This window comes from Streptomyces sp. NPDC014907, assembly GCF_055562975.1.
Map to the genome: position 1 here is coordinate 113829 of NZ_JBVHEG010000012.1, position 24951 is coordinate 138779.

The 24951-nt window shown below is 73.5% G+C and carries 18 protein-coding genes; 7 read left to right on the forward strand and 11 right to left on the reverse strand.

Going from position 1 to position 24951, the window contains the following annotated elements:
• Nucleotides 1-264: 264 nt before the first annotated feature.
• A complete protein-coding gene (locus ACZ3IL_RS25635) occupies nucleotides 265-1212 on the forward strand; it encodes a methionyl-tRNA formyltransferase (RefSeq protein WP_467393851.1) in 948 nt (315 codons plus the stop codon).
• Nucleotides 1213-1356: 144 nt separating this feature from the next.
• Here ACZ3IL_RS25635 and ACZ3IL_RS25640 read toward each other — a convergent pair whose 3' ends face one another.
• The 3 genes from ACZ3IL_RS25640 to ACZ3IL_RS25650 are packed head-to-tail and all read right to left on the reverse strand — an operon-like array spanning nucleotide 1357 to nucleotide 5265.
• Complete coding sequence (locus ACZ3IL_RS25640) at nucleotides 1357-3423, reverse strand: iron ABC transporter permease (protein ID WP_467393853.1); 2067 nt, start codon at nucleotides 3421-3423, stop codon at nucleotides 1357-1359.
• A gap of 4 nt (nucleotides 3424-3427) precedes the next feature.
• Complete coding sequence (locus ACZ3IL_RS25645; protein WP_467393855.1) at nucleotides 3428-4408, reverse strand: iron-siderophore ABC transporter substrate-binding protein; 981 nt, start codon at nucleotides 4406-4408, stop codon at nucleotides 3428-3430.
• Nucleotides 4405-5265 carry an ABC transporter ATP-binding protein gene (locus tag ACZ3IL_RS25650; RefSeq protein WP_467393857.1) on the reverse strand — a complete coding sequence of 287 codons (861 nt, stop codon included), beginning with the start codon at nucleotides 5263-5265 and terminating at the stop codon, nucleotides 4405-4407. Before ACZ3IL_RS25650 ends, ACZ3IL_RS25645 begins: the two co-directional genes overlap by 4 nt.
• A 149-nt stretch (nucleotides 5266-5414) precedes the next feature.
• Between ACZ3IL_RS25650 and ACZ3IL_RS25655 the strand changes: the two genes are divergently transcribed.
• On the forward strand, nucleotides 5415-6185 hold the full coding sequence (locus ACZ3IL_RS25655) for a uracil-DNA glycosylase (RefSeq protein ID WP_467393859.1): 771 nt from the start codon (nucleotides 5415-5417) through the stop codon (nucleotides 6183-6185).
• Between the two features lie 75 nt (nucleotides 6186-6260).
• Here ACZ3IL_RS25655 and ACZ3IL_RS25660 read toward each other — a convergent pair whose 3' ends face one another.
• Together ACZ3IL_RS25660 and ACZ3IL_RS25665 are read right to left on the reverse strand one after the other, a co-directional pair.
• A complete protein-coding gene (locus tag ACZ3IL_RS25660; protein ID WP_467393861.1) occupies nucleotides 6261-7670 on the reverse strand; it encodes an amidase in 1410 nt (469 codons plus the stop codon).
• A 211-nt stretch (nucleotides 7671-7881) separates the two neighbouring features.
• Nucleotides 7882-8385 (reverse strand): GNAT family N-acetyltransferase, encoded by a 504-nt coding sequence (locus tag ACZ3IL_RS25665; protein ID WP_467393863.1) that lies wholly within the window; start codon nucleotides 8383-8385, stop codon nucleotides 7882-7884.
• Between the two features lie 232 nt (nucleotides 8386-8617).
• Between ACZ3IL_RS25665 and ACZ3IL_RS25670 the strand changes: the two genes are divergently transcribed.
• From ACZ3IL_RS25670 to ACZ3IL_RS25685, 4 genes are all read left to right on the forward strand, one after another.
• Entirely contained in the window at nucleotides 8618-9280 is a 663-nt protein-coding gene (locus tag ACZ3IL_RS25670; RefSeq protein WP_467393865.1) for a 4'-phosphopantetheinyl transferase family protein, read from the forward strand.
• A 146-nt stretch (nucleotides 9281-9426) separates the two neighbouring features.
• Entirely contained in the window at nucleotides 9427-10944 is a 1518-nt protein-coding gene (locus tag ACZ3IL_RS25675) for an MFS transporter (protein WP_467393867.1), read from the forward strand.
• A 224-nt stretch (nucleotides 10945-11168) separates the two neighbouring features.
• A complete protein-coding gene (locus ACZ3IL_RS25680) occupies nucleotides 11169-11441 on the forward strand; it encodes a GlsB/YeaQ/YmgE family stress response membrane protein (RefSeq protein WP_467393869.1) in 273 nt (90 codons plus the stop codon).
• A gap of 229 nt (nucleotides 11442-11670) precedes the next feature.
• Nucleotides 11671-13485, forward strand: coding sequence for a CAP domain-containing protein (locus ACZ3IL_RS25685; RefSeq protein ID WP_467393872.1), 1815 nt, complete (start codon nucleotides 11671-11673; stop codon nucleotides 13483-13485).
• A 110-nt stretch (nucleotides 13486-13595) separates the two neighbouring features.
• Here ACZ3IL_RS25685 and ACZ3IL_RS25690 read toward each other — a convergent pair whose 3' ends face one another.
• Nucleotides 13596-14459 carry an RNA polymerase sigma factor SigF gene (locus tag ACZ3IL_RS25690; protein ID WP_467393874.1) on the reverse strand — a complete coding sequence of 288 codons (864 nt, stop codon included), beginning with the start codon at nucleotides 14457-14459 and terminating at the stop codon, nucleotides 13596-13598.
• Between the two features lie 130 nt (nucleotides 14460-14589).
• Nucleotides 14590-15033: an ATP-binding protein gene (locus ACZ3IL_RS25695; RefSeq protein ID WP_467393876.1), complete on the reverse strand. Its 444-nt coding sequence runs from the start codon at nucleotides 15031-15033 to the stop codon at nucleotides 14590-14592.
• A gap of 735 nt (nucleotides 15034-15768) precedes the next feature.
• Here ACZ3IL_RS25695 and ACZ3IL_RS25700 point away from each other — a divergent pair.
• Nucleotides 15769-16284, forward strand: a complete 516-nt coding sequence (locus ACZ3IL_RS25700; protein WP_467393878.1) for a MarR family winged helix-turn-helix transcriptional regulator — start codon at nucleotides 15769-15771, stop codon at nucleotides 16282-16284.
• A 160-nt stretch (nucleotides 16285-16444) separates the two neighbouring features.
• Here the strand turns inward: ACZ3IL_RS25700 and ACZ3IL_RS25705 are convergent, their stop codons facing one another.
• The 4 genes from ACZ3IL_RS25705 to ACZ3IL_RS25720 form a co-directional block, all read right to left on the reverse strand.
• On the reverse strand, nucleotides 16445-17644 hold the full coding sequence (locus ACZ3IL_RS25705; RefSeq protein WP_467393880.1) for a PP2C family protein-serine/threonine phosphatase: 1200 nt from the start codon (nucleotides 17642-17644) through the stop codon (nucleotides 16445-16447).
• Nucleotides 17645-17708: 64 nt separating this feature from the next.
• The gene (locus ACZ3IL_RS25710; protein ID WP_467393881.1) at nucleotides 17709-18071 is read right to left on the reverse strand and encodes an STAS domain-containing protein; all 363 of its coding nucleotides are present in this window, start codon (nucleotides 18069-18071) and stop codon (nucleotides 17709-17711) included.
• A 51-nt stretch (nucleotides 18072-18122) separates the two neighbouring features.
• Nucleotides 18123-20627, reverse strand: coding sequence for a GAF domain-containing SpoIIE family protein phosphatase (locus ACZ3IL_RS25715; protein ID WP_467393883.1), 2505 nt, complete (start codon nucleotides 20625-20627; stop codon nucleotides 18123-18125).
• Nucleotides 20628-20757: 130 nt separating this feature from the next.
• Nucleotides 20758-24783 carry a HAMP domain-containing protein gene (locus ACZ3IL_RS25720; protein WP_467393885.1) on the reverse strand — a complete coding sequence of 1342 codons (4026 nt, stop codon included), beginning with the start codon at nucleotides 24781-24783 and terminating at the stop codon, nucleotides 20758-20760.
• Nucleotides 24784-24951 lie beyond the last annotated feature (168 nt).

Here is a 24951-nt window from a genome sequence, read left to right on the forward strand (position 1 = left end):
TCGTGCGGGGACAGCCGCCTGCCAGGCGTGCTGTCAGGCGCGGGGTACGGCGTGGGGTACGGGGATGCCGGGCGTGCCGGCGTCGCGGCACCACCCGAATCGAACTTAGGTAAAGCTAACCTGATCTGGAAGGACTGTCGACGGGACGAAACGGACAAGGGCCCGCCGATCGGATCAACTCGGAGACAGAAAAGCTTCGTTGATTTCTTAGGTTAGGCTTGCTTTACTCTAGCGGTCCATCGCTCTCTCGAGGAGGAACTGCCCATGCGGGTCGTCATGTTCGGTTATCAGACCTGGGGCCATCGCACCCTGAAGGCGCTCCTGGAATCCGAGCACGACGTCGTGACGGTAGTGACGCATCCGAAGAGCGAGCACGCCTACGAGAAGATCTGGAGCGACTCCGTCGCCGATCTGGCCGAGGAGCACGGCGTTCCCGTGGTCATCCGCAACAGGCCCGACGACGAGGAGCTGTTCCGGCTGCTCAAGGAGGCGGACCCGGACATCATCGTCGCCAACAACTGGCGCACGTGGATACCGCCGCGGGTCTACACCCTCCCCCGGCACGGCACGCTGAACGTCCACGACTCGCTGCTGCCCAAGTACGCCGGCTTCTCCCCGCTGATCTGGGCGCTCATCAACGGCGAGCCCGAAGTCGGCGTCACGGCCCACCTGATGGACGAGGTGCTCGACGCCGGCGACATCGTGATGCAGCGGGCCGTCGAGGTCGGCCCCGCGGACACGGCCACCGACCTCTTCCACAAGACCGTCGACCTCATCGCCCCGGTCACCATCGGCGCGCTCGACCTGATCGCCTCCGGCCGAACGGAGTTCACCCCCCAGGACCGGTCCCGGGCCACCTTCTTCCACAAGCGGTCCGAGGAGGACATCCGGATCGACTGGACCTGGCCCGCCGAGGTCCTGGAGCGCCTGGTCCGCGCCCAGTCCGCGCCGTACCCGAGCGCCTTCACCTTCCACCGGGGCAAGCGCCTCGAAGTGGTCTCCGCCGTCGTGTCCGAGGGGCGCTACGGCGGCACCCCCGGCCGGATCTTCTACCGGGAGGGCGAGGGCGTGGTGATCGTCGCCGGTGCCGACGCCCGCACCGGGCTCAACCACGGTCTCGCGATCACCCGCGTCCGCACCGAGGACGGCCGGGAACTGCCCGCGTCGGAGTACTTCACCTCCATGGGGGGCTATCTGACCGCCCGTCCCTGACGGACGGACGGCGACGCCGGCCCGCCCCGGACGGTCCCGGGGCGGGCCGGCGACGCCGTTCCGGGGCCGGTCCCCGGGACGGACGGAGACGGCCGCGGACCCCCGACAGGGGTCCGCGGCCGTCTCCGTCCGTCCGGCGGCTCCTCAGCGGCGGCTGCGGACCAGCAGGTGGAGGAAGTAGGGCGTGCCGATGACCGCCGTCATCAGGCCGGCGCCGAGCTGGGCGGGGGCGATCACCGTCCGGCCCACCAGGTCCGCGGCGCAGACGAGCGCCGCGCCGAGGAGCACCGCGACCGGTACCACCCGGACGTGGCGGCGGCCCACCAGGGCGCGGGCGGCGTGCGGGGCGACGAGCCCGACGAAGCCGATCGTGCCGGCGGCGGCCACGGCGGTGGCGCTGAGCAGGACGCCCAGCACCAGGAACCCCAGGCGCCCGCGCCCGAGGTCGAGCCCGAGGAGACGGGGGGTGTCCTCGTCGAGCGAGACCAGGTCGAGTTCGGTGCGCCGCAGGACGGCGACGGCCAGACCCGCCGTCAGGACCACCGCGAGGGGCACCACGTCGGGCAGGGTCCGCCCGTAGGTGGAGCCCGACAGCCAGGTGAGCGCCTTCGTCGCGTTGAACGGGTCGGTGAGCACGATGAGCAGGCTGATCAGCGCGGCGGTCGCGGTGGCGACGCCGAACCCGACGAGGACGAGCCGGTTCTGCTGGAACCCGTCGCGCGCGGCCAGGCCGAAGACGAGGGCGGAGCTGAGGGCGGCGCCCGCGAACGCGGCACCCGCCACGCCCCAGGTGCCCGCCAGGGGCACGGTGGTGACGAGGAGGACGGCGCCGAGCGCGGCGCCGCCGGAGACGCCGAGGATGCCGGGTTCCGCGAGCGGGTTGCGGGTCACGGCCTGGACGAGCGTGCCGGCCAGGGCGAGCGCCGCGCCCGCGAGGAGCGCCGCGAGGACCCGGGGCACCCGCGTGTCGAGCACGAAGGAGACGGTCCGGCCCGCCCGGCCCCGGGCCCAGTTCACGACGTCGCCCAGGAGCAGTCCGGAGTCGCCGAGCAGGACGGCGGCGACGACGACGCCGGCCACCACGGCGACGAGGACGCCCGTGGTGACGAGGAAGACGGTGCGGCTCCTGACGCGCAGCCGGTCGGGCGCCGCGGCTCCGGCGGTGTCGCGGACCCTGGCGGCCATCACGACGAGGAAGACGGCGCCGACGAGGCTGGTGACGACGCCGGTCGGCACGGCGACGGCGACGTCCGCGGGGACGGCGGCGCGCAGCAGCACGTCCGAGCCGAGGACGAGGGCGGCGCCGGTGAGGCCCGTGACCGGCAGGCTCGCGCGGGTCCGGTGGAGTCCTCGTGTCCGGCGCGCGAGGCCGCGGACGAGTGCGGGGGCGCACAGGCCGACGAAGCCGATCGGTCCGGCGAGCGTGACCGCCGCCGCCGAGAGGAGCGCGGCGAGGACGACGGTGGTGATCCGGGTGGCGCGGACCGGGACGCCGAGGCCGCGGGCCGCGTCGTCGCCGAGGGCGAGGGCGTCGACCCGGCGGGCGACGAGGAGCAGTCCGGCGAGGCCGGCGAGGACGACGGGCGCCATCCGCAGGACGGCGTCGAAGCCGTTCTGCGAGACGCTGCCCTGGTTCCACTGGTAGAGGCCCTCCGTCTCCTTCGGGAACAGCAGGAGCAGTCCCTCGGTGACGGCGGTGAGGCCGAGGGTGAGGGCGCTGCCGGCGAGGACGAGCCGGACGGTGCCCGCGCCGAGCCCGGAGAGGCCGAGGACGACGGCCGCCGCGAGCAGGCCGCCGGCGAGGGCGACTCCGGAGGTGGCGAAGAGCGGGAGCGAGACGCCGGTGACGGCGGCCAGGCCGAGGGCCAGGTAGGAGCCGGCGTTCACCGCGAGGGTGTCCGGCGAGGCGATGACGTTGCGGCTGACGGCCTGCAGGGCGGAGCCCGCCGTGCCGAGGGCGGCTCCGACGAGCAGTCCGGCGACCGCCCTCGGCAGCCGCGAGGCGACGACGACGGACGCGTCGGCCCGGTCGGCCCGGCCGGTGAGCGCCTTCCCGATCTCGGCGGCGCCGACGGCGGCCGTGCCCTGGGTGATGTCGACGAGGGCGAGGCCCGCGACGAGGAGGACCAGCACGGCCGTCACCGCGGCCGCGCCCGCCCGGGACGCGGCCGCCGTCGGACGGGGGGAGGGGGTGGTTGCGGTGACGGCCATGGTGTTACTTCGTCAGCTCCCCGACCACGGCGTCGACGTACTTGCCCATCGACGCGGGGCCGCCGAACATCCAGATGCCGTCGGGCAGGCGGTGGACGTCGCCCTTCTTGACGAACGGCAGCGAGGTCCACACCTTGTCCTTGGCGAGGACGCCGGTGAAGGGGGTGCTGTTCGGGTCCTGCTCGTTGCCGACGTAGGCGAAGTGCACGTCGCCGAGCCGGGTGAGGCCCTCGACGTCGGTCTTGCCGAGGCCGTAGGCCGGGTCGCCCTTGACGGTCCAGGCGTTCTTCAGGCCGAGCCGCTCGTTGACGGCGCCGATGAGCGAGCCGCCGGTGAAGGGCCGGATGGAGACCTGGTGGGAGACGAGGTAGCCGTCGGCGAAGGCGTACTTCGCGCCGGCGAGACCGGCGGCGGCGAGCTTCTTCCTGCCGTCCTCGATCTTGGCGTCGAGGTCCTTCGTGAGCGTGCCGGCCCGCTCGGTGGTGCCGGTGGCCCGGGCGATGAGGTTCAGGTTCTCCGTCATCCGGCCGATCGGGTCGGAGGCGTCGGCGGCCTTCAGCTCCAGGACGGGCGCGATCTTGCGGAGCTGCTGCACGGCGGCCGGCGGCAGGTCGCTGGTGGCGACGACGAGGTCCGGCGCGAGGCCGGCGACGGTCTCCACGCTCGGCTCGCCGCGGGTGCCGATGTCCTTGGGGTCGTTCTTCAGCGGGACGGCGGTGTTCCAGGTCTTGTAGCCCTTGACGTCCGCGACGCCGACGGGGTCGACGCCGAGGGAGATCAGGCTCTCCACGACGTTCCACTCGGTGCCCACGACCTTCTTGGCGGGGCCGTCGAGGACGACTTCGGCGCCCTTGGAGTCGGTGAGGGTGATGCGCTCGGCGGCCTTGTCCGTCTTCTTGCCGGCGGCGGGCTCGGTGGTGCCGCAGGCGCTCAGGGCGAGGGCCGCGGCGGTGGCGGTGGCCGCGGTGAGGAGGAGGCGCTTCATGAGGGGCTGGGGAGCCTTTCGCTTCGCGTGTGGTGCCGGCCGAGGGCGCGGGTGCGCAGCCGGCCGGTCAGGGGGTCGGTGTCGACTTCGATGCGGATGCCGTACGTCTCGGTCAGGCGCGGGCCCGTCAGGACGTCCTGCGGGGGGCCGTCGGCGACGACCCGCCCCGCGTGGAGCAGGACGATCCGGTCGGCGACGGCCGCAGCCTGGTCGAGGTCGTGCAGGACGGCGCCGACGGCGATGCCGTGGTCGTCCGCCAGGTCGCGGATCAGGTCCAGGAGTTCGACCTGGTAGCGCAGGTCGAGGTAGGTGGTGGGCTCGTCCAGGAGGAGCACGCCGGTCTCCTGGGCGAGGCAGCCGGCGAGCCAGACCCGCTGGAGCTGTCCGCCGGACAGGTGCTCGGCGCCCCGGTCGGCGAACTCGGCGACTCCGGTGAGGGCGAGCGCGCGGTCCACGGCGGCCGTCCCTCCCGGGTCCGTCCTCCCCCAGCGGCCCCGGTGCGGGTAGCGGCCGAACTCCACGACGTCCCGTACGGTCAGCCCGCCGGGGGTGGGGCGTCCCTGGGTGAGCAGGGCGACGCGGCGGGAGAACTCGCGGGGGGACAGCGCGAGGCCGTCCGTGTCGCCGTCGATGACGAGCGTGGCGGTCCGGGGCCGCTGGAGGCGCGAGACCGTCCGCAGGAGCGTCGACTTCCCGCTGCCGTTGGGGCCGACCAGGACGGTGACGTGGCCGGGCCGCAGCGTCAGGGACGCGTCGTGGACGACGTCGACGCCGTCGTACGCCACGGTGACTCCCGTGGCCGACAGTTCATGGCCGCGGGGTTCCCCGGCCTCGGTCTTCTCTTCACCAGCTCGCACAGCCGTAGGTTAGCCTACCCTAAGTGTTAGGTAAAACAGAGGCCATGGCTCAGCAATCAAGGCGATAATCGGCCATTCTGACGGCATTGCAGCCGCAGGGGGTAGGAGCATCCGGGAGAACGCTGCCTTCCGGACGGAGCGGACCGACCATGTGCACTGCCGAGGACTACCCCGCCCGCACCGCGCCCGGGGCGCGCACCGTGGCCGGGCTCGACGCGCGTCTCGTACGGTGCGCGGCCTGCCCGCGCCTCGTGGCGTGGCGGGAGGAGACCGCCCGCGTGAAACGGGCCGCGTTCCGGGACCAGGAGTACTGGGGACGGCCGGTGCCCGGGTACGGCCCCCCGGACGCCGGGATGCTGATCACGGGCCTCGCCCCCGCCGCGCACGGCGGGAACCGGACCGGCCGGATGTTCACCGGCGACCGGGCCGGGGACCTGCTGTACGCGACGCTGTACGGACTCGGCCTGGCCTCGCGGGAGACGGTCACGGGGCGGGAGGACGGCCTCGAACTGTACGGGGTCCGGGTCACGGCGCCCGTGCACTGCGCGCCGCCCGGCAACAGTCCCACGCCCGCCGAGCGCGACGCCTGCCGTCCGTGGCTGGCACGGGAGGCGCGGCTGCTGCGCCCGACGCTGCGGTCCGTCGTCGTCCTGGGCGGCTTCGGCTGGCAGGCCGCGCTGCCGGCCCTCGTCCGGGCGGGCTGGATCGCGCCCGTGCCGCGCCCGAAGTTCGGGCACGGCGTGCGGACGGTCCTGGCACCGGCGGACGGGACGGGCGCCGCGCTCACGGTGTTCGGCTGCTACCACGTGAGCCAGCGCAACGTGTTCACCGGCCGGCTCACCCCGGGCATGCTGCGCGAGGTGCTGGCCGAGGCGGCGCACACCGCCGGGCTTCCGGTCGGTCCCCCAGGGCCCGGGTGAACGGCCCCGCGCGGCGGGCGGAGCGGCCCCCGCCGGTCCCGTACGGGCCGCGCCGCCCCTCCCCCGCCGACGGGGTCACACGTCCTGGACGCGCCGGAAGGGACGGTCCGCCTCCAGGGCGAACGCGACCTCCAGGAGCGTCCGTTCGCTCCCGGGGCGCCCGGCGAACATGACGCCCACGGGCAGCCCGTCCCGCGTCGCGCCCAGGGGGAGCGAGATCGACGGGGTGCCGACGACGTTGTCGACCGGCGTGAACGCGACGTACGCGAGGATGCGCTCGATCAGCGTCGGGTACGGGACGTCCGGGCCGAGGTGGCCGATCCGGGGCGTGGTGTGGGCGAGGACGGGCGAGAGCACCAGGTCGAGGCCGCGGAACGCCGCCGCGTACGCCTCCCTCGTGCGCTTCAGCCTCCGCAGGACGCCCGGGGTGCGGCGCCAGTTCTCCAGGTACGCGGCGCGCAGCCCCCGGCTGAGGCCGTCCATGCGGCGCCGGTCGAAGTCGGCGCCGAGGGTGCGGCCCGTGGTGCCGATGAGGAACGACAGGAACCCCCAGTAGGTGAGGAAGTCGTCGGTGAAACGGGGGTCCACCGGGACCTCCACCGGGTCCACGGCGTGGCCGAGCCCTTCGAGCCGCGCCGCGGTCTCCGTGACGGCGGCCCGGGTCGCGTCGTCGGAGGGGACACCGGTCGGCGAGTCCAGGAGGAGCCCGACGCGCAGCCGGCGGTCCGAGGGGCCCTCCACCAGGCCGAGGGGCGGCAGACCCGGGTTGCGCCAGTGCCTCTCGGCGGCGGCGAGGAAGGCGGCGGTGTCCCGTACGGAGCGGGTGACGACGCCGTCGGAGACGATGTCGAGCGGAAGCCGGGCGCCCTGGGCGTTGGGCACGACCCGGCCCCGGCTCGGCTTGAGGCCGACGAGCCCGCAGCAGGCGGCGGGGATGCGGATGGAGCCGCCGCCGTCGTTGGCGTGCGCGAGCGGCACCGCCCCGGCGGCCACGAGCGCCGCGCTGCCGCCCGACGAACCGCCCGCCGAGTGGGCGGTGTTCCAGGGATTGCGGACGGGCTCGGCGCCCTCGTACTCCGTGGACGGGCTGAACCCGAACTCGGGCAGTCTGGTCTTGCCGAGGACGGTGACGCCGCTGCTGAGGAACTGCCGGGTGAAGGCGGCGTGCCGGCGGGCGGGCCGGGGGGTGAAGGCCGCGCTGCCGTGGCCGGTGGGCAGTCCCCGGTAGTCGGTGTTGTCCTTGACGAAGGCCGGCACCCCGGCGAGGAGGCCCGTCGCCGGCCCGGGCTCCGGACGTTCGGCGTGCACCTGGACGGCGTGGAGCCGCCGCTCGACGGTCCGCACCCGTTCGGCCGCGTCGCGGGCCGCCTCGGCGGCGCTCACCTCGCCCCGCCGGATCGCCGCCGCGAGACCCACCGCGTCGTGTTCCCCCAGGGCGTCGTCCCGGAAGGCGTGCACCGTGGTCCGTTCGTCGAAAGTCGTCACCGCTGCCTCAGTCCCCGCGCCGTGTGATGGGTCGGTCGCCATCATCGCGTACCCGCGGGTAACAGGCGAGTGCCGGAAGGGGTTTCGTTCCTCCCGGGGGCCCGCGCCGGGTCCGCGCCGGCCGCACACCGGGTCCGTACGGTCTCGCGCCGGGTCCGTACGGTCTCGCGCCGGGGACGGCCGGTCGTTCCGGGCCGGCGGCCGGCGGCCGTCAGCCGAGGGCCCGGGTCAGGACGCGGGAGCCGCGCGCGGGGTCGAGCGAGGCGCGCCACTCCGGCGGCGCCTCCTCGTCGCCGCCGGCGCGGAACCCGTACCGCAGGAACAGCAGTCCGCTGCCGGTGGTCGCCGTGAACACCCGTACGGCTCCCCGCGCGACGGCCCCGGCGAGGGCGGCGTCGAGGAGGGCGGAGCCGATGCCCCGCCCCTGGTGTCCCGGCGCCACGCAGAAGTTGTAGAGCACGGCGGCGGGACGCCCGAGCGCGTCGGCGCGGGGGCGGAGCCCCACGCACCCCGCCAGGTCCCCCGTGCCGGCCTCCGCGACCAGGAAGTCCGCCGTGTCACGGGCCAGTTCGGCGCGCGGACGCTCCCGCAGCGTTCCCTCGCGGACGAACGGCAGGGACAGCCGGTGGACGGCGCCGGCGTCGCCGCTCGCGGCGGCCCGGACGACGGCGACGGAGGCCGGCGGCCACTCCGGGCCGGGCAGGGTGGTGCTCAACGTCTTCTCACGCTCCGGTGGTCGGCGGGGAGCGGACCGCCGCGGCTCGCGGCGTCCACCCGACCCCACGATAGTAATTTAGGTGAGGCTTACCTAAATAAACGTGACGCGTCATCCGGGAGAAGAACGGGCGCGGAACGGGACCGCCCCGGCGGACGGCGGCGCGGTGCCCCGGCGGACGACCGGACACCGCGCCGTCGCCACGGCCACCGGCCGGGTATTCTGACCGATCGTGCGGTACGAAGAAGTCCCAGGTCATCCGGGAGTGGTGACGGCCACGGTGTCGGAGGCCGCGGCCTCCGCACGCGCGCTCGCGTCCGTGCTCGACGACGAGGAACGCGACCGGGCCGCCCACTTCCGGTCCCCGGCGGACGCGGACCGGTACCGGGTCGCCCATGTGCTGCTCCGGCTCGCGCTCGGCCGCCACGTGGACGAGCGGCCCGAGCGGCTCGTCCTCCTCCGGCGGCCGTGCGCCGGTTGCGGCGGCCCGCACGGCAAGCCCTACCTCCGGGGCCACGACGTGCACTTCTCGCTCTCCCACTCCGGCGACCGCGCCCTGCTAGCGGTCGCCCCGGCGCCGGTCGGCGTGGACGTCGAGACCGTTCCGGCGGACTCCGTCGTGCGGGACGTGGCGAGCGTCCTCCATCCGCGCGAGCGGGCGGAGCTGGACGCCCTGCCGGCCGGCGCGCGCCCGGCCGCGTTCGCCCGCTGCTGGTCCCGCAAGGAAGCCGTCCTCAAGGCCACGGGCACGGGCCTGGCCCTGGGGGCCGCCGAGCCGTACGTGGGCATGGCCGCCCGCCCGGCCCCGGTCCCCGGGGTCCGGCTCGTCGACCTGCCGCCGTTCGACGGCCACGTCGCCTCCCTCGCCCTGCTCACCCGGGCCGGGGCCGTCTGACGCCCTCCGGGACTCCGGCCCGCGGGCAGGTCCCCTCACTCCGGGAATCCGCCCGGCCACGGACGGTCGACCGCCCGCATGGAATTCGGGGTTGCGGGAACTCGGCCGAGGGGGATGTCCGGGGGGCGCACGACGGAGAGTGAGACATGGCTTCTGAAGTGTCACGGGCCTCTGCTTCGGGCCCCGGGGAATCGACGGTCACCACCGCCGTACCCGCCCGCCTCGACCGTCTCCCCTGGTCCAGGTGGCACTGGATGATCGTGATCGGTCTCGGCACCGTCTGGATCCTGGACGGTCTCGAGGTCACGATCGTCGGCAACGTCGCGGGACGCATCGCCGAGGACGGCAGCGGCCTGGACATCACCTCGGCCCAGATCACCGGCATCGCCGCCGCCCTCTACGTGGCGGGCGCCTGCTCCGGCGCGCTGTTCTTCGGCTGGCTGACCGACCGCTACGGCCGCAAACGCCTGTTCATGGTGACGCTGGTCGTCTACCTGGCCGCGACCGCGCTGACGGCGCTGTCGTTCGAGTCCTGGTGGTTCTTCCTCTTCCGCTTCCTCACCGGTTTCGGCATCGGCGGCGAGTACGCGGCCGTCAACTCCGCCATCGACGAGCTGATCCCGTCGCACTACCGCGGCCGGGTCGACCTCATCATCAACGGAAGCTACTGGCTGGGCGCGGTCGGCGGTTCCCTGCTGTCCGTCGTGATGCTGGACACCGACATCTTCCCGAAGGACCTCGGCTGGCGGCTCAGCTTCGCCCTCGGCGTCGTCCTCGGCCTGGTCGTCCTCCTCGTGCGCCGGCACGTCCCGGAGAGTCCGCGATGGCAGTTCATCCACGGCTACGGCGACGAGGCCGACGAGCTCGTCGGCTCCGTCGAGAAGGAGATCGAGGAGGAGAAGGGCGTGCGGCTGCCCCCTCCGGACCGTGAGATCACCATCCACCAGCGCAAGAGCATCGGCTTCGGCCTGATCGCCAGGACGGTGTTCCGGTCCTACCCGCGCCGGGCGGTCCTCGGGCTCTCCCTCTTCATCGGCCAGGCGTTCCTCTACAACGCCATCACGTTCGGCTTCGGCGCCATCCTCATCACGTTCTTCGACGTGCCCACGGGTCACACCGGCTACTACTTCGCCGTGATCGCCGGGGGCAACTTCCTGGGGCCGCTGCTGCTCGGCAAGCTCTTCGACACGGTGGGCCGCCGGATCATGATCTCGTCGACGTACCTGATCTCCGGCCTCCTCCTGTTCGGCACCGCCTGGCTCTTCGACCGCGGTTCGCTGACGGCCACGACGATGACGGCGTGCTGGTGCGTGGTGCTGTTCTTCGCGTCGGCGGGCGCGTCCAGCGCCTATCTGACCGTCTCCGAGATCTTCCCCATGGAGACCCGCGCGATGGCCATCGCCTTCTTCTACGCCCTCGGCACGGCGGCGGGCGGCATCAGCGGCCCGTTGATCTTCGCCGACCTCACCGAGTCGGGCGTCGTCGGCGACACGGTCCTCGCCTTCCAGATCGGCGCCGCGCTGATGTGCGCGGCCGGTCTCGTCGCCGCCTTCCTGGCGGTCAACGCCGAACGCCGCTCCCTGGAGGACATCGCGGAGCCCCTGTCGACGGCGGGGGCGGCCTCGGGCGCGGAGAGTTCGCGGAAGTCCACCCCGACCGCCTGACCGGGCCCTTCCGACCACCCGACCGGACCTTTCCGGCCGCACGACCGGGCCCTTCCGACCGCCCGACCGGGCCTTTCCGGCCGCACGACCGGGCTCTCCCGGCCGTGCGGCCGGACTCCTCGCGCACCGGGTCCGCACGGAACGCGGCCGGCGACGTTTGAGACGCCCGATGCGGTGTAAGCGCAAGATAAGGAACGGAACGACGCACCCAAGGAGACGGGACCATGGGAATCATCGCCTGGATCATCATCGGACTGCTGGCCGGTCTCATCGCCAAGGCCCTGACGCCGGGCCGCGACCCGGGCGGCCTCATCATCACCACGCTGCTGGGCATCGCGGGCGGCCTCCTCGGCGGATGGCTCGGCAAGGTCATCTTCGGGGTCGACTCCGTCGACGGCTTCTTCGAGCTGTCCACCTGGATAGCCGCCATCATCGGCTCGGTCATCCTGCTGCTGCTCTACCGCCTCTTCACCGGTGGCCGCTCGCGTCGCGCGTAACGGTGTGACACCCGGCCACCCGGCCTCCGTACGGCCCCGCCCCCGGCGAGAACCGGGGACGGGGCCGACGCGCGTCCGGCGGCCGTCGGCCGCGGCGGCCCGGCGGTGCGTCCGGACCCGTTCGGACCCGTTCGGAAAATACGGCGGATTTCCGTTGTCGGCGCGACGCCCGGCGCTCTCCCATGTACAGGCGCCGGAAACGGCCGGAACGGGCAGGGTGAAGGTGAGCATGGACGTACAGCACGGCACGGAGCTGGTCAGGGCGGCACAGGGAGGGGACCCCGGGGCGCGGGACCGGCTCCTCGCCCATTACCTGCCCCTGGTCCACAACCTCGTGGGCCGGGCGGCGAACGGCCACCCCGACGCCGACGACGCCGTGCGGGAGACCATGCTGCGGGCACTCGACGGGCTCGGCGGGCTGCGCGCCCCGGACGGTTTCCGGTCCTGGCTGGTGGCCATCGCGGCGGACGTCGTCCGCGACCACGCGCGGCGGTGGCACGCGCATCCCTCCGGTGCCCGTGCCGGGGGCGGGGCGGACCCCGACTTCGTGGACCTGGCCGTGGCCCGGCTGCACCTGTCCGGGCCCCGGCGGGAGATCGCGGAGGCGACCCGCTGGCTGGAACCGGAGCACGGCGTCCCGCTCTCCCTGTGGTGGCTGGAGTGCACCGGCGACCTGGCCCGCCACGAGGTGGTGTCGGCCCTCCGTCTCTCCCCCGAGCACACGGCGGCGCACCTCCGGCGGACGGGGACGCGTCTGGACGCGGCGAGGGTCGTCGTCCGGGCGCTCCGGGAGGACCCGCCGTGCCCCGCCCTGTGGTACGAGCTCGACGGATGGGACGGGCGTCCCTCCGCTTTCTGGCGCAAGCGCGTGGCCCGTCACGCCCACGGGTGCCTCCGCTGCCTCCCGCTGGCCGACGGCCTGCGCCCGGCCGGGGAGCTGCTCGCGGGACTGCTCCTGGTGCCCCCGGCGGAATCACTGCTCACGACCGTCCGCGAGGCGGCGGGCCTCGTCCCGGCTGCCGCGACCGCTCCCCACGGCGCGCCCGGGTACGGGACGGCGGGGTCGTTCTCCGCGTACGGGCCGGCGGAAACGCTCCCGGAACACGGGCCGACGGGGCCGTTCCCGGAGTACGGGACGGCGGGAACGTTCGCCGGGGACGAACCGGTGGGGGCGTCCGGCACCGGCCCGTCCCTCGTCCCGGGTGCCCGCGGCGCCCGGAACGCGCGGCGCCGCAGGCGGCAGCAACGGCGCGTACGACAGCACGCGGTCGCCGCGGGGATGGCGGTGGTCGCCGTCGCCGGAGGGGCCTTCGCCCTGAGCGACGGTTCCGGGCCGGGCGACCCGGCCGGCTCCGGCGGCCTGCGCGCCGCGACGGCCGGAGACCTGCCGCTCACCCCGCCGGAACCGTCCGCGGCCCTGGCGAGTGCCACCGCCCTGCCTTCGGGCACGGCCGCGCCCTCCGGCCCCCGCGCGAGCACCCCGCCCGTCTCCCCCTCGCCCTCGACCACCGCGACGAAGGCCACCCCGCGCACCCCGGAGTCCGCACCGCCCCGGCCGGACCGCACGGCCACGCGGGCGCCCGTCCCGAAGGACACGGTCAGGCCCACCGCCACGTCCTCCCCCTCTCCTCCGCGCACGACCGCGCCCCCGAAGGAGGACTCCGGTTCCGCCTCCGTCGAGCAGCGGGTGATCGAGCTGGTGAACGCGGAGCGCGCCCGGGCGGGCTGCGGGCCCGTGACGGGCAACTCCCTCCTCGCCCGGGCCGCGCTGGGGCACTCCGACGACATGGCCGCGCGCGGCTTCTTCGACCACACCAACCCCGACGGGGCCGGTCCGGGCGAGCGCTTCACGGCCGCCGGCTACGGATGGTCCACCTACGGCGAGAACATCGCGAGGGGCCAGCGGACGGCCGAGGAGGTGATGAAGGCCTGGATGGACAGCCCCGGCCACCGCGCGAACATACTGAACTGCTCCTTCACGGAGATGGGCGTCGGCCTGCACGCCGAGGGCCGGTACTGGACCCAGGCCTTCGGCGCGCGCTGAGCGCGGGGCGCCGCTCCGGGGGGCCGTGCCGGTCACGACGGGGCCCGGGACAGGAAAACGGCCTCACCGGAAGGGGAGCGGTGAGGCCGTTCGGTCCTGGGGAGAGGGGGTCACACGTCCATCGGGTCCAGCATGCCCTTCCGCAGCCGCGCCAGGTTGCGCGACAGCAGTCGTGACACCTGCATCTGCGAGATGCCGAGCCGCTTGCCGATCTCCGACTGCGTCAGCTCCTCGACGAACCGCAGGTGGATCAGCAGCCGGTCGCGCTCGCCGAGTTCGACCAGGAGGGGTGCCAGGGAGTGGAAGTCCTCGAAGAGTTCGAGCGCCGGGTCCTCCTCGCCCATGAGGTCGGAGAGCATGGCGCCGCCCTCCTCGCCCTCGCCGCCGATCGTGGCGTCGAGCGAGGTGGAGTTGTATCCGTTGGAGGCGATCCGCGCCTCGATGACCTCTTCCTCCGAGAGGTTCATCAGGGCGGACAGCTCCGCCACGCTGGGCGAGCGTCCGAGACGGGAGCTCAGCTCCTCCGTCGCCTTGGCCAGTTCCACGCGCGCCTCCTGCAGCCGGCGCGGGACGTGGACGGCCCAGGACGTGTCGCGGAAGAACCTCTTGATCTCCCCCACGATGCACGGGACGGCGAAGGTGGTGAACTCCACCTCGCGGGAGATGTCGAACCGGTCGATGGCCTTGATCAGTCCTATGGTGCCGACCTGGACGATGTCCTCCATGTCGTCGCCCCGGGCACGGAACCGGCCGGCCGCGTAGCGCACGAGCGACATGTTCATCTCGATGAGCGTGTTGCGCGCGTACTGGTACTCGGGGGTGCCCTCCTCCAGTACCGCCAGCCTGTCGAAGAACACCTTCGACAGTTCGCGCGCGTCCTTCGGCGCCACCTTCTGGGGGGCTTCGAGTACGGGAAGGCCCCCCACAGTCTTTTCGGTACCGGTCTTCGTCCCCGCCAGCGTCACGCTCGGCATTCCGATGACCCCCTCTATCGTAGACAACCCGTATTTCCCCCGGACGGCCCGCATACCCCGGGTCCCACGGAGCATGCGCACCGGTTCCAGAAATTTTTTCCCGGCCGTTCCGGTCCCCTCCCGGGCGGGTTCAGCGGAGGGAGAGGCGCGCCCTGACCCGCTTTCCCGTGGGGTGCGGTTCCACGCTCACGCTCTCGCACACGGCGACGACGATCTCCACCCCGTGCTGGCCGATGCGGCCCGGGTCGTGTCCCCGGGGGACGGGCGAGGTCTCCAGTCCGTCGAACACCGAGATCTCCAGGGCGTCCTCGAACAGGTCGAGGAGGAGCCGGCAGGGGCCGGGGGCGTGCCGCACCGCGTTGGTCACCAGCTCGCTGACCACCAGGCGCGCGAGGTCGATCCGCTCGCGGGTCAGCGGTCCGTGGCCCGCGGACGGGGAGGCCGTGAGGAAGTCGGCGGTGAAGTCGCGGGCGGACGCGACCATGCCACCGTCGGTGTCCACGCCGTCGTAGTCGGCACTCGCGGACAGCACGGGCTCCCGTGTCGCCCGCTCCGCGGCGATCGTCTCCGTCATCGGCCTGCCTCCCGTCACACGGCCCCGTGCCGCGCTTCGTACCTCATCCTGCGCCCCTTCCCCCCTCTGCGGTTTCCACACCGCGCGGGGCCGGAAATGCGGACAAGGCCGTGATCCTTGCCGGTGGAGAGGCGGGCTCGTGCCCGTGGCCCTCTCCTGTGACCGCGTCCCCGTCGGCGGGATGCGGTCCGTGCCGGTCCAGGCAGAGTACGAGAACGCCGTCCGGCGGTTCGCCGGGGGTCCCTCGCCGGGCCCGCGCGCCCCGGGGCGGACGGTGCGCTTCCGGCCGTCCGGGAGAGCGTCCGCCGACGGGAAGGACGAACACAAGGACGACACAGCGTTCTCCTCGAACCGCCACACGAAGGTACGCGGTCACCGTGGGCCCGTCACCACCGAAAAGATATGGTTGCGGTGTGGAGGAAGCGCGACCTGTGGGCCCCGGCCCCACGGCCACTCGCCGCATCCCCGCCGGAACCCGTACGGGCCCGGCGGGACACCGGCGACGCGGGTCCGCGACCGGCGAGCAGGAGAGCGACGGAGAGCACGGCGCGCGCTGCGCCGAAGTGATACGGAGGGAGTCCGGAGGGCGGTGTGGCGACGCCCCGCGCGGAGCGCGTTCCGCCGTCACGCCCCGAGCCACCGAATCCGTACCGTCTTCTGGAGAGATGTGGAGATGACCGGTGCGTCGCGAGGCCGACGCCCTCGGCCCCGGACGCCTGAGGAGTGTCGGTAGCCATGGACACGAACCCCGCCCCGTCCCGACGGGAACCGCAGGAGACGACACAGGCCGCCCGGGAGCTCATCGAGCTCCTCGAAGTGCTGTGGGAGCGCGGCCGGGACATGGTGTCGTCGACACCGGTGTCGGCGTCCCAGCTCCGCGTGCTCTACAGCCTCGACCGCGAGGAGGGGATCAACCTCCGCGCGCTGGGCGAGCTGCTCGGCTCCGCGCCGCCCTCGGTGAGCCGCATGTGCGACCGTCTGGAGGCTCTGGGGTTCGTGCAGCGGCTGCCCAGTCCCGTGAGCCGCCGGCAGCTCGAACTCCACCTGACCCCCCGGGGGAAAACGTACCTGCGGGACCTCCGGGTCCAGCGGGAGGAAGCCCTGCTCTCCGTCATCTCCGCCATGACGCCGGCCAGCCGCAGGGCGCTGCTGCGCGGGCTCACCGGGTTCCAGGAGGCCCTGGAGAAGGAGAGACCCCCGGCCTCCCCGTCGCGCGGGAGCCCGTCCCTCAAGGGCGTCCGGTCCGCCTGATCCCCGCGTACCGCGCTCTTCGCCGGTCCGCACGTCCCCCGCTCCACCCGTCACCCCCGCTCGCCCACGACGTGTCCGCTCCGGGCGCGAGCCAGGTGCCGCCCCAAGGATACAGTTGCGTCACGGCAACTGTTGCCCGGGCCGTACCGGTGAGTACGCGTCAGGAGCCGCCGGTCTCCGGGGAGTCGGGGTCCGGCCGCCCGTGCCGCCCGTACCAGTCGAGGCAGACGACGAGCGCGTCGTCCTCCAGCGGGCTTTCGCCGTGGTGCGTGGCGAGTTCGCGCAGGACCGCGCCCGGAACCTGCGTGGGTGGCAGCAGCATCGTGGCGAGGAGCGCGCGGGCCAGCGCCCGCTCCCCGTAGCTCTCCCCGCCGGGGGAGGCGGCGTCGTACACGCCGTCGCTGCCGAACAGCAGCCGGTCGCCCGGGCGCACCGCGAAACGCTGCGGGGTGTAGACGGAGTCCTCGAACATCCCCAGGGGGAGCTGCGCCTCGAACGGCACGGGCTCGACGGAACGCTCCCGCAGACGCCACAGGCGCGGGGACCCGGCGTCCACGACCTCGACCTCCCCGGTGGCGAGGTCGAAGCGCAGCAGGAGGACGGAGACGAAGGCGGCGCCGCCGTACCGCGCGTACACCGCCTGGTCGGCGAGGGCCGCCTGGTCCGCCAGGCCGAGGCCCGCGCGGCGGGCGTTGCGGAGGGCGCTGATGGCGAGGTTCGTCAGGAGGGCGGCCTCGACCCCCTCCCCCATCCCGTTGGTGACGGTCAGGGTCAGGTGGTCGGCGGAGACCGACCAGTCGTAGTTGTCCCCGAAGATCGCGTAGGCGGGTTCCAGGTGCGCGCCGAGGGCGAACTCGCGGCGGGCGCAGGAGCGCCCCGGGAGGAGCTGCCACTGCATCTCGGCCGCCAGGGTCAGCCGGGTGGCCCGGCGGGCCCTGTCGTAGAGGTCCGTGTCCCGCTCGGCCACCAGGATCTCGTGGCCGAGCGCCTCGCAGACGTACCGCAGGTCGGTGAGCAGGGACACCAGGTCGCTGTCGTCCGGCACCGTCACCGTGAGGACGCCCATCCGCTCCCCCCGGACGGTGACCGGCAGGTGCGCGGAGAGGGAGTCGGCCTCCTGGGTGACGTACGGCTCCTGGGCGCCGAAGGCACGCCCCTGCGGGCTGCCGTGGACCGGGACCGGCGGGGTGGAGCCGGGGACGCGCTCGACGAGCTGGAGCGTCCGCAGGGCGTAGTCGGCGAGCCGCAGTTCCACCCGCCGGACGTCGTGGCGCTCGCGCAGCGCGTCCGCCACGACGCCGACCAGCGCGTGCGGAGCGGCACGCCGCAGCGCCCGCTCGACACCGGTGATCCCGTCCACGTGTCCTCTTCTTCCCTTCTGCCCGGGTGCGGTCCCGCCCGTCGCGGAACCCCACCCCCTTCGTCTAGGCCGTGCGGTCCGCCGCGGCGAGCGCCTCCGTCACACCGGCGTGCAGGGGCGTCGTCATCGTCAGACCGGTGATCTCCAGGATGCGCCGTACGGCCGAGGTCGGTGCGGCGAGGTGGAGGTCGCCCCCGGCCGCCCTGGCGTCGCGCCCCGCCCCGATGAGGACGTTCAGGCCGGACGAGTCCATGAAGTCCAGGGAGGAGAGGTTCAGGACGAGGTGGCGCCGGCCCTGCCGGAGCTGGTCGGCCAGGCGCTCCCGGAGGAGGCCGGCCGTCTCGATGTCGAGCTCGCCCTCCACGGACAGGACCGCCGTACCGGCGTCGCGGACCTTCGCCTCGACGTCCAGGTTCGCTTCTCTCACGGGTGTGCTCCCTGCTTTCCGCGGATGGGGAAGGTGCGTCCGGGCGTGCGGTCAGGAGACCCGCACGCCGATCAGACAGGTGTCGTCGTCGGTGTCGGACTTGCTGTGCGTCAGGAGCACGTCGAGCCGCCGTTCGAGGCTGTCGGCGGGCGCCCGGGCCGTGACCAGCAGCTGGGTCAGGGAGTCGTGCACGGAGGTGTCCCGGCGTTCGACGAGGCCGTCGGTGTACATCAGGACGGTGTCCTCCGGCTCCAGCTGGATCTCCGCCTCCTCGTACTCGGCCTCGGCGAGGGCCCCGAGGAGCAGTCCCTGGAGCAGCGGCAGCGTGCTGGCCTCGGCGCCCCGCACGAGCACCGGCGGCAGGTGGCCCGCCCTGGCCCAGCGCAGGGTGCGGGTCTCGGGGTCGAAGACGCCGCAGACGGCGGTGGCCGTGACCTGCGCGGTGAGGTGGTGCGCCACGTCGTTGAGCCAGGACAGGAGCTGGGCGGGGCCCGCCCCGGTCACGGCGAGGCCGCGCAGGGCGTTGCGCAGGACGACCATGCCGGTGGCGGCCTCGATGCCGTGGCCGGCGATGTCCCCGACGCACAGCAGGATCTTCTTGGACGGCAGCACGACGGCGTCGTACCAGTCGCCGCCGACCAGGGACTCGGTCTCGGCCGGCCGGTAGCGCACGGCGACGTCGAGTCCCGGCGCGTCGAGCGGGGCCGTGGTCGGCGGCATGATGGCGTGCTGCAGCTGGAGGGCGAGGCGGTTGCGTTCCGCCGACTCCTGCTCCGTCATGGCGAGCTGGTCGCGCGTGGCGGCCAGGGCGACCTCCGTCCAGTGCTGGGCGGAGATGTCCTGGTAGGCGCCCCGCACGGCGAGGAGCCGCCCGACGGGGTCGAGGGAGGGCTCGGCGACCACCCGGATGTGACGGGTCACCCCGTCCCCGCGCAGCATGCGGAACGCCGTCGAGCTCGCCCGCCGCTGGTGCAGCACGGCCTGGAGGAAACGGCCGAGGGCGTCCGCGTCGTCGGGGTGGGCGTGGGAGGCGAGGTCGCGCAGGGGCACCGGCCCCTCGGTGATGTCCCGTCCGAAGAGGTCGAAGAGCTGCCCGTTCCAGGTGATCTCCCCGGTCGGCACGTCCTCCTCGAAGCCGCCGATGCGGCCGAGGCGCTGGGCGTGCTGCAGCAGGCTGGCGAGCCGGGCCGTCTCGTCCTCGATGCGCCAGATGAGCAGCACGCTGTCACCGTGCCGGCTGATGCTGATGTCGGCGGCGGACGCGAGCGGCACCTGGTCGACGAGGGCGGTCAGCCGGGCCCGCCGGGCGCGGAAGGGCTCACCGGTGGCGTAGACGCGCTCGATCCGCTCGAAGAGTTCGTTGTCGCCGACCATCGTCGGGTACGCCTCCAGGAGCAGGGCTCCGTCGACGGCGCTCCGGGAGCGGCCCGCCGGGTCCTGGAAGTGTTCGTTGGCGTGGCGGATGCGGAAGTCCCGCAGGCCGCCGTCCTCGTCCAGGTGCGGCGTCAGGACCAGGGCGGGGTCGTAGAGGCCGTCGGCGATCTCCAGCAGGTCCGACTCCCCGGCGGGCTGGGACGGGAACGCCGGCACCCGCACCGGCTGGACGGGGAGGGTTTCGAGCGTGTGGGCGCACAGTTCGGCCAGGGCCTCGATCTGGCGTTCCACGGCCCGGGGCTGGGGTTCCAGCGGCCGGGGCCAGCAGATCTCCAGGACGCCGTGGATGCGGCCGCCGGTGCCCGCGGGCACCGCCACCCGGCCGCCCGCGGGATGGCGGGTGTGGCCGATCGAGGGGAGTCCGGCGGCTTCGAGCGAGGGGAACCAGACGGTGCGGCGGCCGGTGAGCGCCTGCCGGGCCACCGTGGCCACCCCCGGGGGCACGTAGTGCCAGCGGGCGGGTTCGTCGGCGCCGAAGCCGGCGTGGCCGCAGAGGGTCAGGGAGGCGTCGGGGCCGGTGGTCCAGATGGCGACGGCGGTGGCCCCCAGGGGGGTGAGGGCGTGTTCGAGCAGGGACTCCGCGACGGCCTGGCTGTCCCCCGCGTTGAGCGCGGCGCTCTCGGCCGTGCGCAGCCGCACGGCGACCGCCGTGCCGGCCTCCGTGCCCCCGTCCGGTCCGTCCGCCGCGTCCACGGCGCGGCGGACGAAGTCGTCGGCGACCTCGGCGACCCGGTCGTGGGCGGCCTGGTTGATGATGTCCGTCGCCAGTTCGAGCTGCGAGAGGCCGGCGCGGTCGGCCAGCGCGGCGAGCTGCCGGGCCGCCTGCGCCGGGCCGCACCCGAGCCGTTCGACGATGACGCCCTTGGCGAGTTCGATCAGGGCGCGCCCCTCGGCGGCGGCGTGCGCGGCGCGGACCTCCTCGCGCAGCCGTTCCACCGTGGCGGCCAGCCGGCCGACGGCGGAGTGCTGTTCCCGCGGGCGCCGGTCCTCGTCCGGGAGGGCGTCGGGCGCGGGGTACGGATGGCCGGGAGCCGGGTCGCGCGGGGCCCCGGCCGGATGCGGAGCGGCGTCTCCGTGGGGACCGACGGCGGGGTCCCCGCCGTGGTGGGGGGGAGCGCTCATGTCGCGGACTCCTCGGAGACGGCGGCCTGGGGCCGCGGGGCGGGCGGGAGGACGGGCGGGAAGGGGGGCGCGGGGCCGGGGGCGGGGGTCCCGCCGGCCGGCGGGGGTGCGGGCCGGCGGGAGGAGACGGCTATCCGTCGTTCAGCCACCGGCGGATGCAGGCGATGAGGTCGTCGGCGTCGACCGGCTTGGTGACGTAGTCGCTGGCACCCGAGGCGAGGCTCTTCTCCCGGTCCCCCGGCATGGCCTTGGCGGTGACCGCGATCACGGGGAGTCCGGCGTGGGCGGGCATCTGCCTGATCTTGGCGGTGGCGGTGTAGCCGTCCATCTCCGGCATCATGACGTCCATCAGGACCAGGTCGATCTCGGGGTGCGCGGTGAGCGCCTCGATCCCCTTCCGGCCGTTCTCGGCGTGCAGGACCTTGATGCCGTGCAGCTCCAGGATGCCGCTCAGGGCGTAGAGGTTGCGGGCGTCGTCGTCGACCACGAGGACCGTGCGGCCCTGGAGGGCGGTGTCGATGGTCTGGGGCGCCGGCGGCCGGTGCTCGCCGCGCACCAGGGGGACGACGTCGCCCGGCTGGTCGGCGGAGAGGTGCAGGGCGATCCGCTCGCGCAGCTCGTCGAGGCTGGAGAGCAGTTCCAGGGGGCGCCGGCGGGCGCGCGTCTGGAGGGCCCGCTCGTGTTCGGCGGTGAGCCTGCGGTTGTTGTGGGCGAGGACCGGGACGTTGCGCAGGGCCTCGTCCCCGTCCATGGCGTCCAGGAAGTCCAGGGCCTCGCCGTGGGCCATGTCGACCTCGAGGACGACGCAGTGGAACGGCTGGGTGGCGAGGGCGGTGGCGGCCTCCTGGGGGCCCACGGCCGTGATCAGCTCGATGTCCTCCCGGTCCGCGCGGACGCGGCCGTCGGTCAGTTCGGCGACGGCGTTCTCGGCGACGAGCGAGAGCAGTCCGCGCGGACGCTCCTCGATCACGAGCAGGCGTCTGGTCTGCCGGGGCGCCGGAGCGGCGGGCAGGGCGGGCCGGCCGGCGGGCGCGCCGTCGGAGAGTTCCGCGGTGTCCCGGTCCTCTTCGGGCCGGACGGCCTGGACGTGGGTGGACTGCTCCTTGAAGTCGGCGCGGGCGACGGGCAGGTAGAGGGTGAAGGTGCTGCCCTCCCCGGGCTCGCTGGCGACCGTGAGGGCGCCGCCGAGGAGGTAGGCGATCTCCCGGCTGATGGACAGGCCGAGGCCGGTGCCGCCGTACTTGCGGTTGGTCGTCCCGTCCGCCTGCTGGAAGGCTCCGAAGATGGCCTCCAGGTGCTGGGAGGCGATGCCGATGCCGGTGTCCTTGACCCGGAAGGCCACGACGGGGCCGCCGCGGTGGACCGTGTCGGGCAGCTCCTCGTCCGAGGCGGGCTCGATGGACAGCTCGACGCTGCCGCGCTCGGTGAACTTGACGGCGTTGGAGAGCAGGTTGCGCAGCACCTGCCGCAGCCGGGAGTCGTCGGTGACCAGGTCCACGGGCACGCCGGCGGCGGTGGAGACGGTGAAGGCGAGGCTCTTCTGCGAGGTGAGCGGCCGGAACGTCGCCTCGACGTAGTCGAGGAGGCGGCGCAGCGCCACCCGTTCCGGGTTGAGGTCCATCTTCCCGGCCTCGACCTTGGACAGGTCGAGGATGTCGTTGATCAGCTGGAGCAGGTCCGATCCGGCCGAGTGGATGATGCCGGCGTACTCGACCTGCTTGGCCGTCAGGTTGCGGGTGGGGTTCTGGGCGAGGAGCTGGGCGAGGATCAGCAGGCTGTTGAGCGGGGTGCGCAGCTCGTGGCTCATGTTGGCCAGGAACTCGGACTTGTACTTGGAGGCCAGCGAGAGCTGCTGGGCGCGGTCCTCCAGCTCCTGCCGGGCCTGCTCGATCTGGAGGTTCTTGGCCTCGATGTCGCGGTTCTGCGAGACGAGCAGGGCGGCCTTCTCCTCCAGTTCGGCGTTGGAGCGCTGGAGTTCCTCCTGCTGCACCTGGAGTTCCTCGGAGCGGGCGCGCAGCTCGTCGGCCAGCCGCTGGGACTCCTCCAGGAGCTCGTCGGTGCGGGCGTTGGCGACGATCGTGCTGACGTTGACGCCGACGGTCTCCATGAGCTGTCCCAGGAAGTCCCGGTGCACGGAGGTGAAGGGGGTGACGGAGACCAGTTCGATGACGCCCAGGACCTGGTCCTCGACCACGATCGGCAGCACGATCAGGCTCCCCCCGGCGGTCCGTCCGAGTCCGGAGGAGATGTACACGTAGTCGCCGGGCAGGTTGTCGACGGCGATGGTGCGGCGGCTGCGGGCGGCCTGGCCGACGAGGGACTCCCCCAGCCGGAACCGGTCGCGGCCGGGGCTGTCGGCGGGACGTCCGTAGGAGCCGACGAGCTTGAGCTCGATGCCCCGCGTGCCGTCCTCCGCCAGGTAGAAGGCGCCGTACTGGGCGGACACGAGCGGGGTCAGCTCGTCCATGACGAGTTCGGCGACGACGGCGAGGTCGCGGTGGCCCTGCATCAGCTCGGAGATCCGGGCGAGGCTGGACTTGAGCCAGTCCTGTTCCTGGTTGGCCCGGGTGGTCTCGCGGAGCGAGCCGACCATCGCGTTGATGTTGTCCTTGAGTTCGGCCACCTCGCCCGAGGCGTCGACGGTGATCGAGCGGGTGAGGTCGCCCTCGGCGACCGCGCTCGCGACCTCGGCGATGGCGCGGACCTGACGGGTGAGGTTCCCGGCGAGTTCGTTGACGTTCTCGGTGAGGCGCTTCCAGGTGCCGGAGACGCCCTCGACCTCGGCCTGGCCGCCGAGGCGGCCCTCGCTGCCGACCTCGCGGGCGACGCGCGTCACCTCGGCGGCGAACGAGGAGAGCTGGTCGACCATCGTGTTGATGGTGGTCTTCAGTTCCAGGATCTCGCCGCGGGCGTCGACGTCGATCTTCTTCGACAGGTCGCCGTTGGCGACGGCGGTGGTGACCTGGGCGATGTTGCGGACCTGCCCGGTCAGGTTGTTCGCCATCGAGTTGACGTTGTCGGTGAGGTCCTTCCAGGTGCCGGCCACGTTCGGCACCCGCGCCTGGCCGCCGAGGCGGCCCTCGGTGCCGACCTCGCGGGCGACGCGCGTCACCTCGTCGGCGAACGCCGACAGGGTGTCCACCATGGTGTTGATGGTGTCGGCGAGCGCGGCGACCTCGCCCTTGGCCTCCACGGTGATCCGGCGGGAGAGGTCGCCGCGGGCCACGGCGGTGGCGACCTGGGCGATGGACCTCACCTGTCCGGTGAGGTTGGACGCCATCACGTTGACGTTGTCGGTGAGGTCCTTCCAGGTGCCGGAGGCACCGCGCACGGTGGCCTGGCCGCCCAGGTTGCCCTCGGTGCCGACCTCGCGGGCGACGCGCGTCACCTCGTCGGCGAACGCGGAGAGCTGGTCGACCATCGTGTTGATGGTGTTCTTCAGCTCCCGGATCTCGCCGCGGGCGTCCACGTCGACCTTCTGGGAGAGGTCGCCCCTGGCCACGGCGGTGGCGACGTGCGCGATGGAGCGCACCTGCGCGGTGAGGTTGCCGGCCATGGAGTTGACGGAGTCGGTGAGGTCCCGCCAGGTGCCGGAGACCCCCTTCACGTCCGCCTGGCCGCCGAGGATGCCCTCCGTGCCGACGTCCCGGGCCATGCGGGTGACCTCGTCGGCGAAGGAGGAGAGCTGGTCGACCATCGTGTTGATGGTGTTCTTCAGTTCCAGGATCTCGCCGCGGGCGTCCACGTCGATCTTCTGGGAGAGGTCGCCCTTGGCGACGGCGGTGGCGACCTGGGCGATGTCGCGGACCTGGGTGGTGAGGTTGCCGGCCATGGCGTTCACCGAGTCGGTGAGGTCCGCCCAGGTGCCGGACACCCCGGGGACCTCGGCCTGGCCGCCCAGGGTTCCCTCCGTGCCGACCTCGCGCGCGACGCGCGTCACTTCGGAGGTGAAGAGGGACAGCTGGTCGACCATGCCGTTGAAGACGGTGGAGATCTCCCCCATCAGCCCGCCCGTCTCGCCGGGCAGGCGGGTGCCGAAGTCCCCGTCGCGCACGGCGGTGAGACCGGCCAGGAGCTGGCGCAGCTCGGCCTCTCCCACGGCGGCCGGGCCCGGCCGCCGTACGGCCGAGGAGCCTTCGATCGTCGTCTCAGACATGCCTCATCCTCGTTCGCTCGCCAGGCGCCACCGCGGGCCTGAGCACGGCCGCGGTCCCGGTCGGACCGCCGCCCCTCCCGTACGGTCCCGGTGCGGACCGTTGCCGTACGACAATAAAGGCGACCCTACTCCCCCCGTGATCCTCCCGAGCGGAGCGGTGGGGAATCA

Excerpts from the sequence above, each read along its gene's own strand:
- ACZ3IL_RS25700 (WP_467393878.1), top strand. The coding sequence starts at position 15,769 with ATGGACACGAACCCCGCCCCGTCCCGACGGGAACCGCAGGAGACGACA.
- ACZ3IL_RS25715 (WP_467393883.1), bottom strand. The coding sequence starts at position 20,627 with ATGAGCGCTCCCCCCCACCACGGCGGGGACCCCGCCGTCGGTCCCCAC.
- ACZ3IL_RS25675 (WP_467393867.1), top strand. The coding sequence starts at position 9,427 with ATGGCTTCTGAAGTGTCACGGGCCTCTGCTTCGGGCCCCGGGGAATCG.
- ACZ3IL_RS25690 (WP_467393874.1), bottom strand. The coding sequence starts at position 14,459 with ATGCCGAGCGTGACGCTGGCGGGGACGAAGACCGGTACCGAAAAGACT.
- ACZ3IL_RS25720 (WP_467393885.1), bottom strand. The coding sequence starts at position 24,783 with ATGTCTGAGACGACGATCGAAGGCTCCTCGGCCGTACGGCGGCCGGGC.
- ACZ3IL_RS25655 (WP_467393859.1), top strand. The coding sequence starts at position 5,415 with ATGTGCACTGCCGAGGACTACCCCGCCCGCACCGCGCCCGGGGCGCGC.
- ACZ3IL_RS25640 (WP_467393853.1), bottom strand. The coding sequence starts at position 3,423 with ATGGCCGTCACCGCAACCACCCCCTCCCCCCGTCCGACGGCGGCCGCG.
- ACZ3IL_RS25645 (WP_467393855.1), bottom strand. The coding sequence starts at position 4,408 with ATGAAGCGCCTCCTCCTCACCGCGGCCACCGCCACCGCCGCGGCCCTC.
- ACZ3IL_RS25680 (WP_467393869.1), top strand. The coding sequence starts at position 11,169 with ATGGGAATCATCGCCTGGATCATCATCGGACTGCTGGCCGGTCTCATC.
- ACZ3IL_RS25685 (WP_467393872.1), top strand. The coding sequence starts at position 11,671 with ATGGACGTACAGCACGGCACGGAGCTGGTCAGGGCGGCACAGGGAGGG.
- ACZ3IL_RS25635 (WP_467393851.1), top strand. The coding sequence starts at position 265 with ATGCGGGTCGTCATGTTCGGTTATCAGACCTGGGGCCATCGCACCCTG.
- ACZ3IL_RS25695 (WP_467393876.1), bottom strand. The coding sequence starts at position 15,033 with ATGACGGAGACGATCGCCGCGGAGCGGGCGACACGGGAGCCCGTGCTG.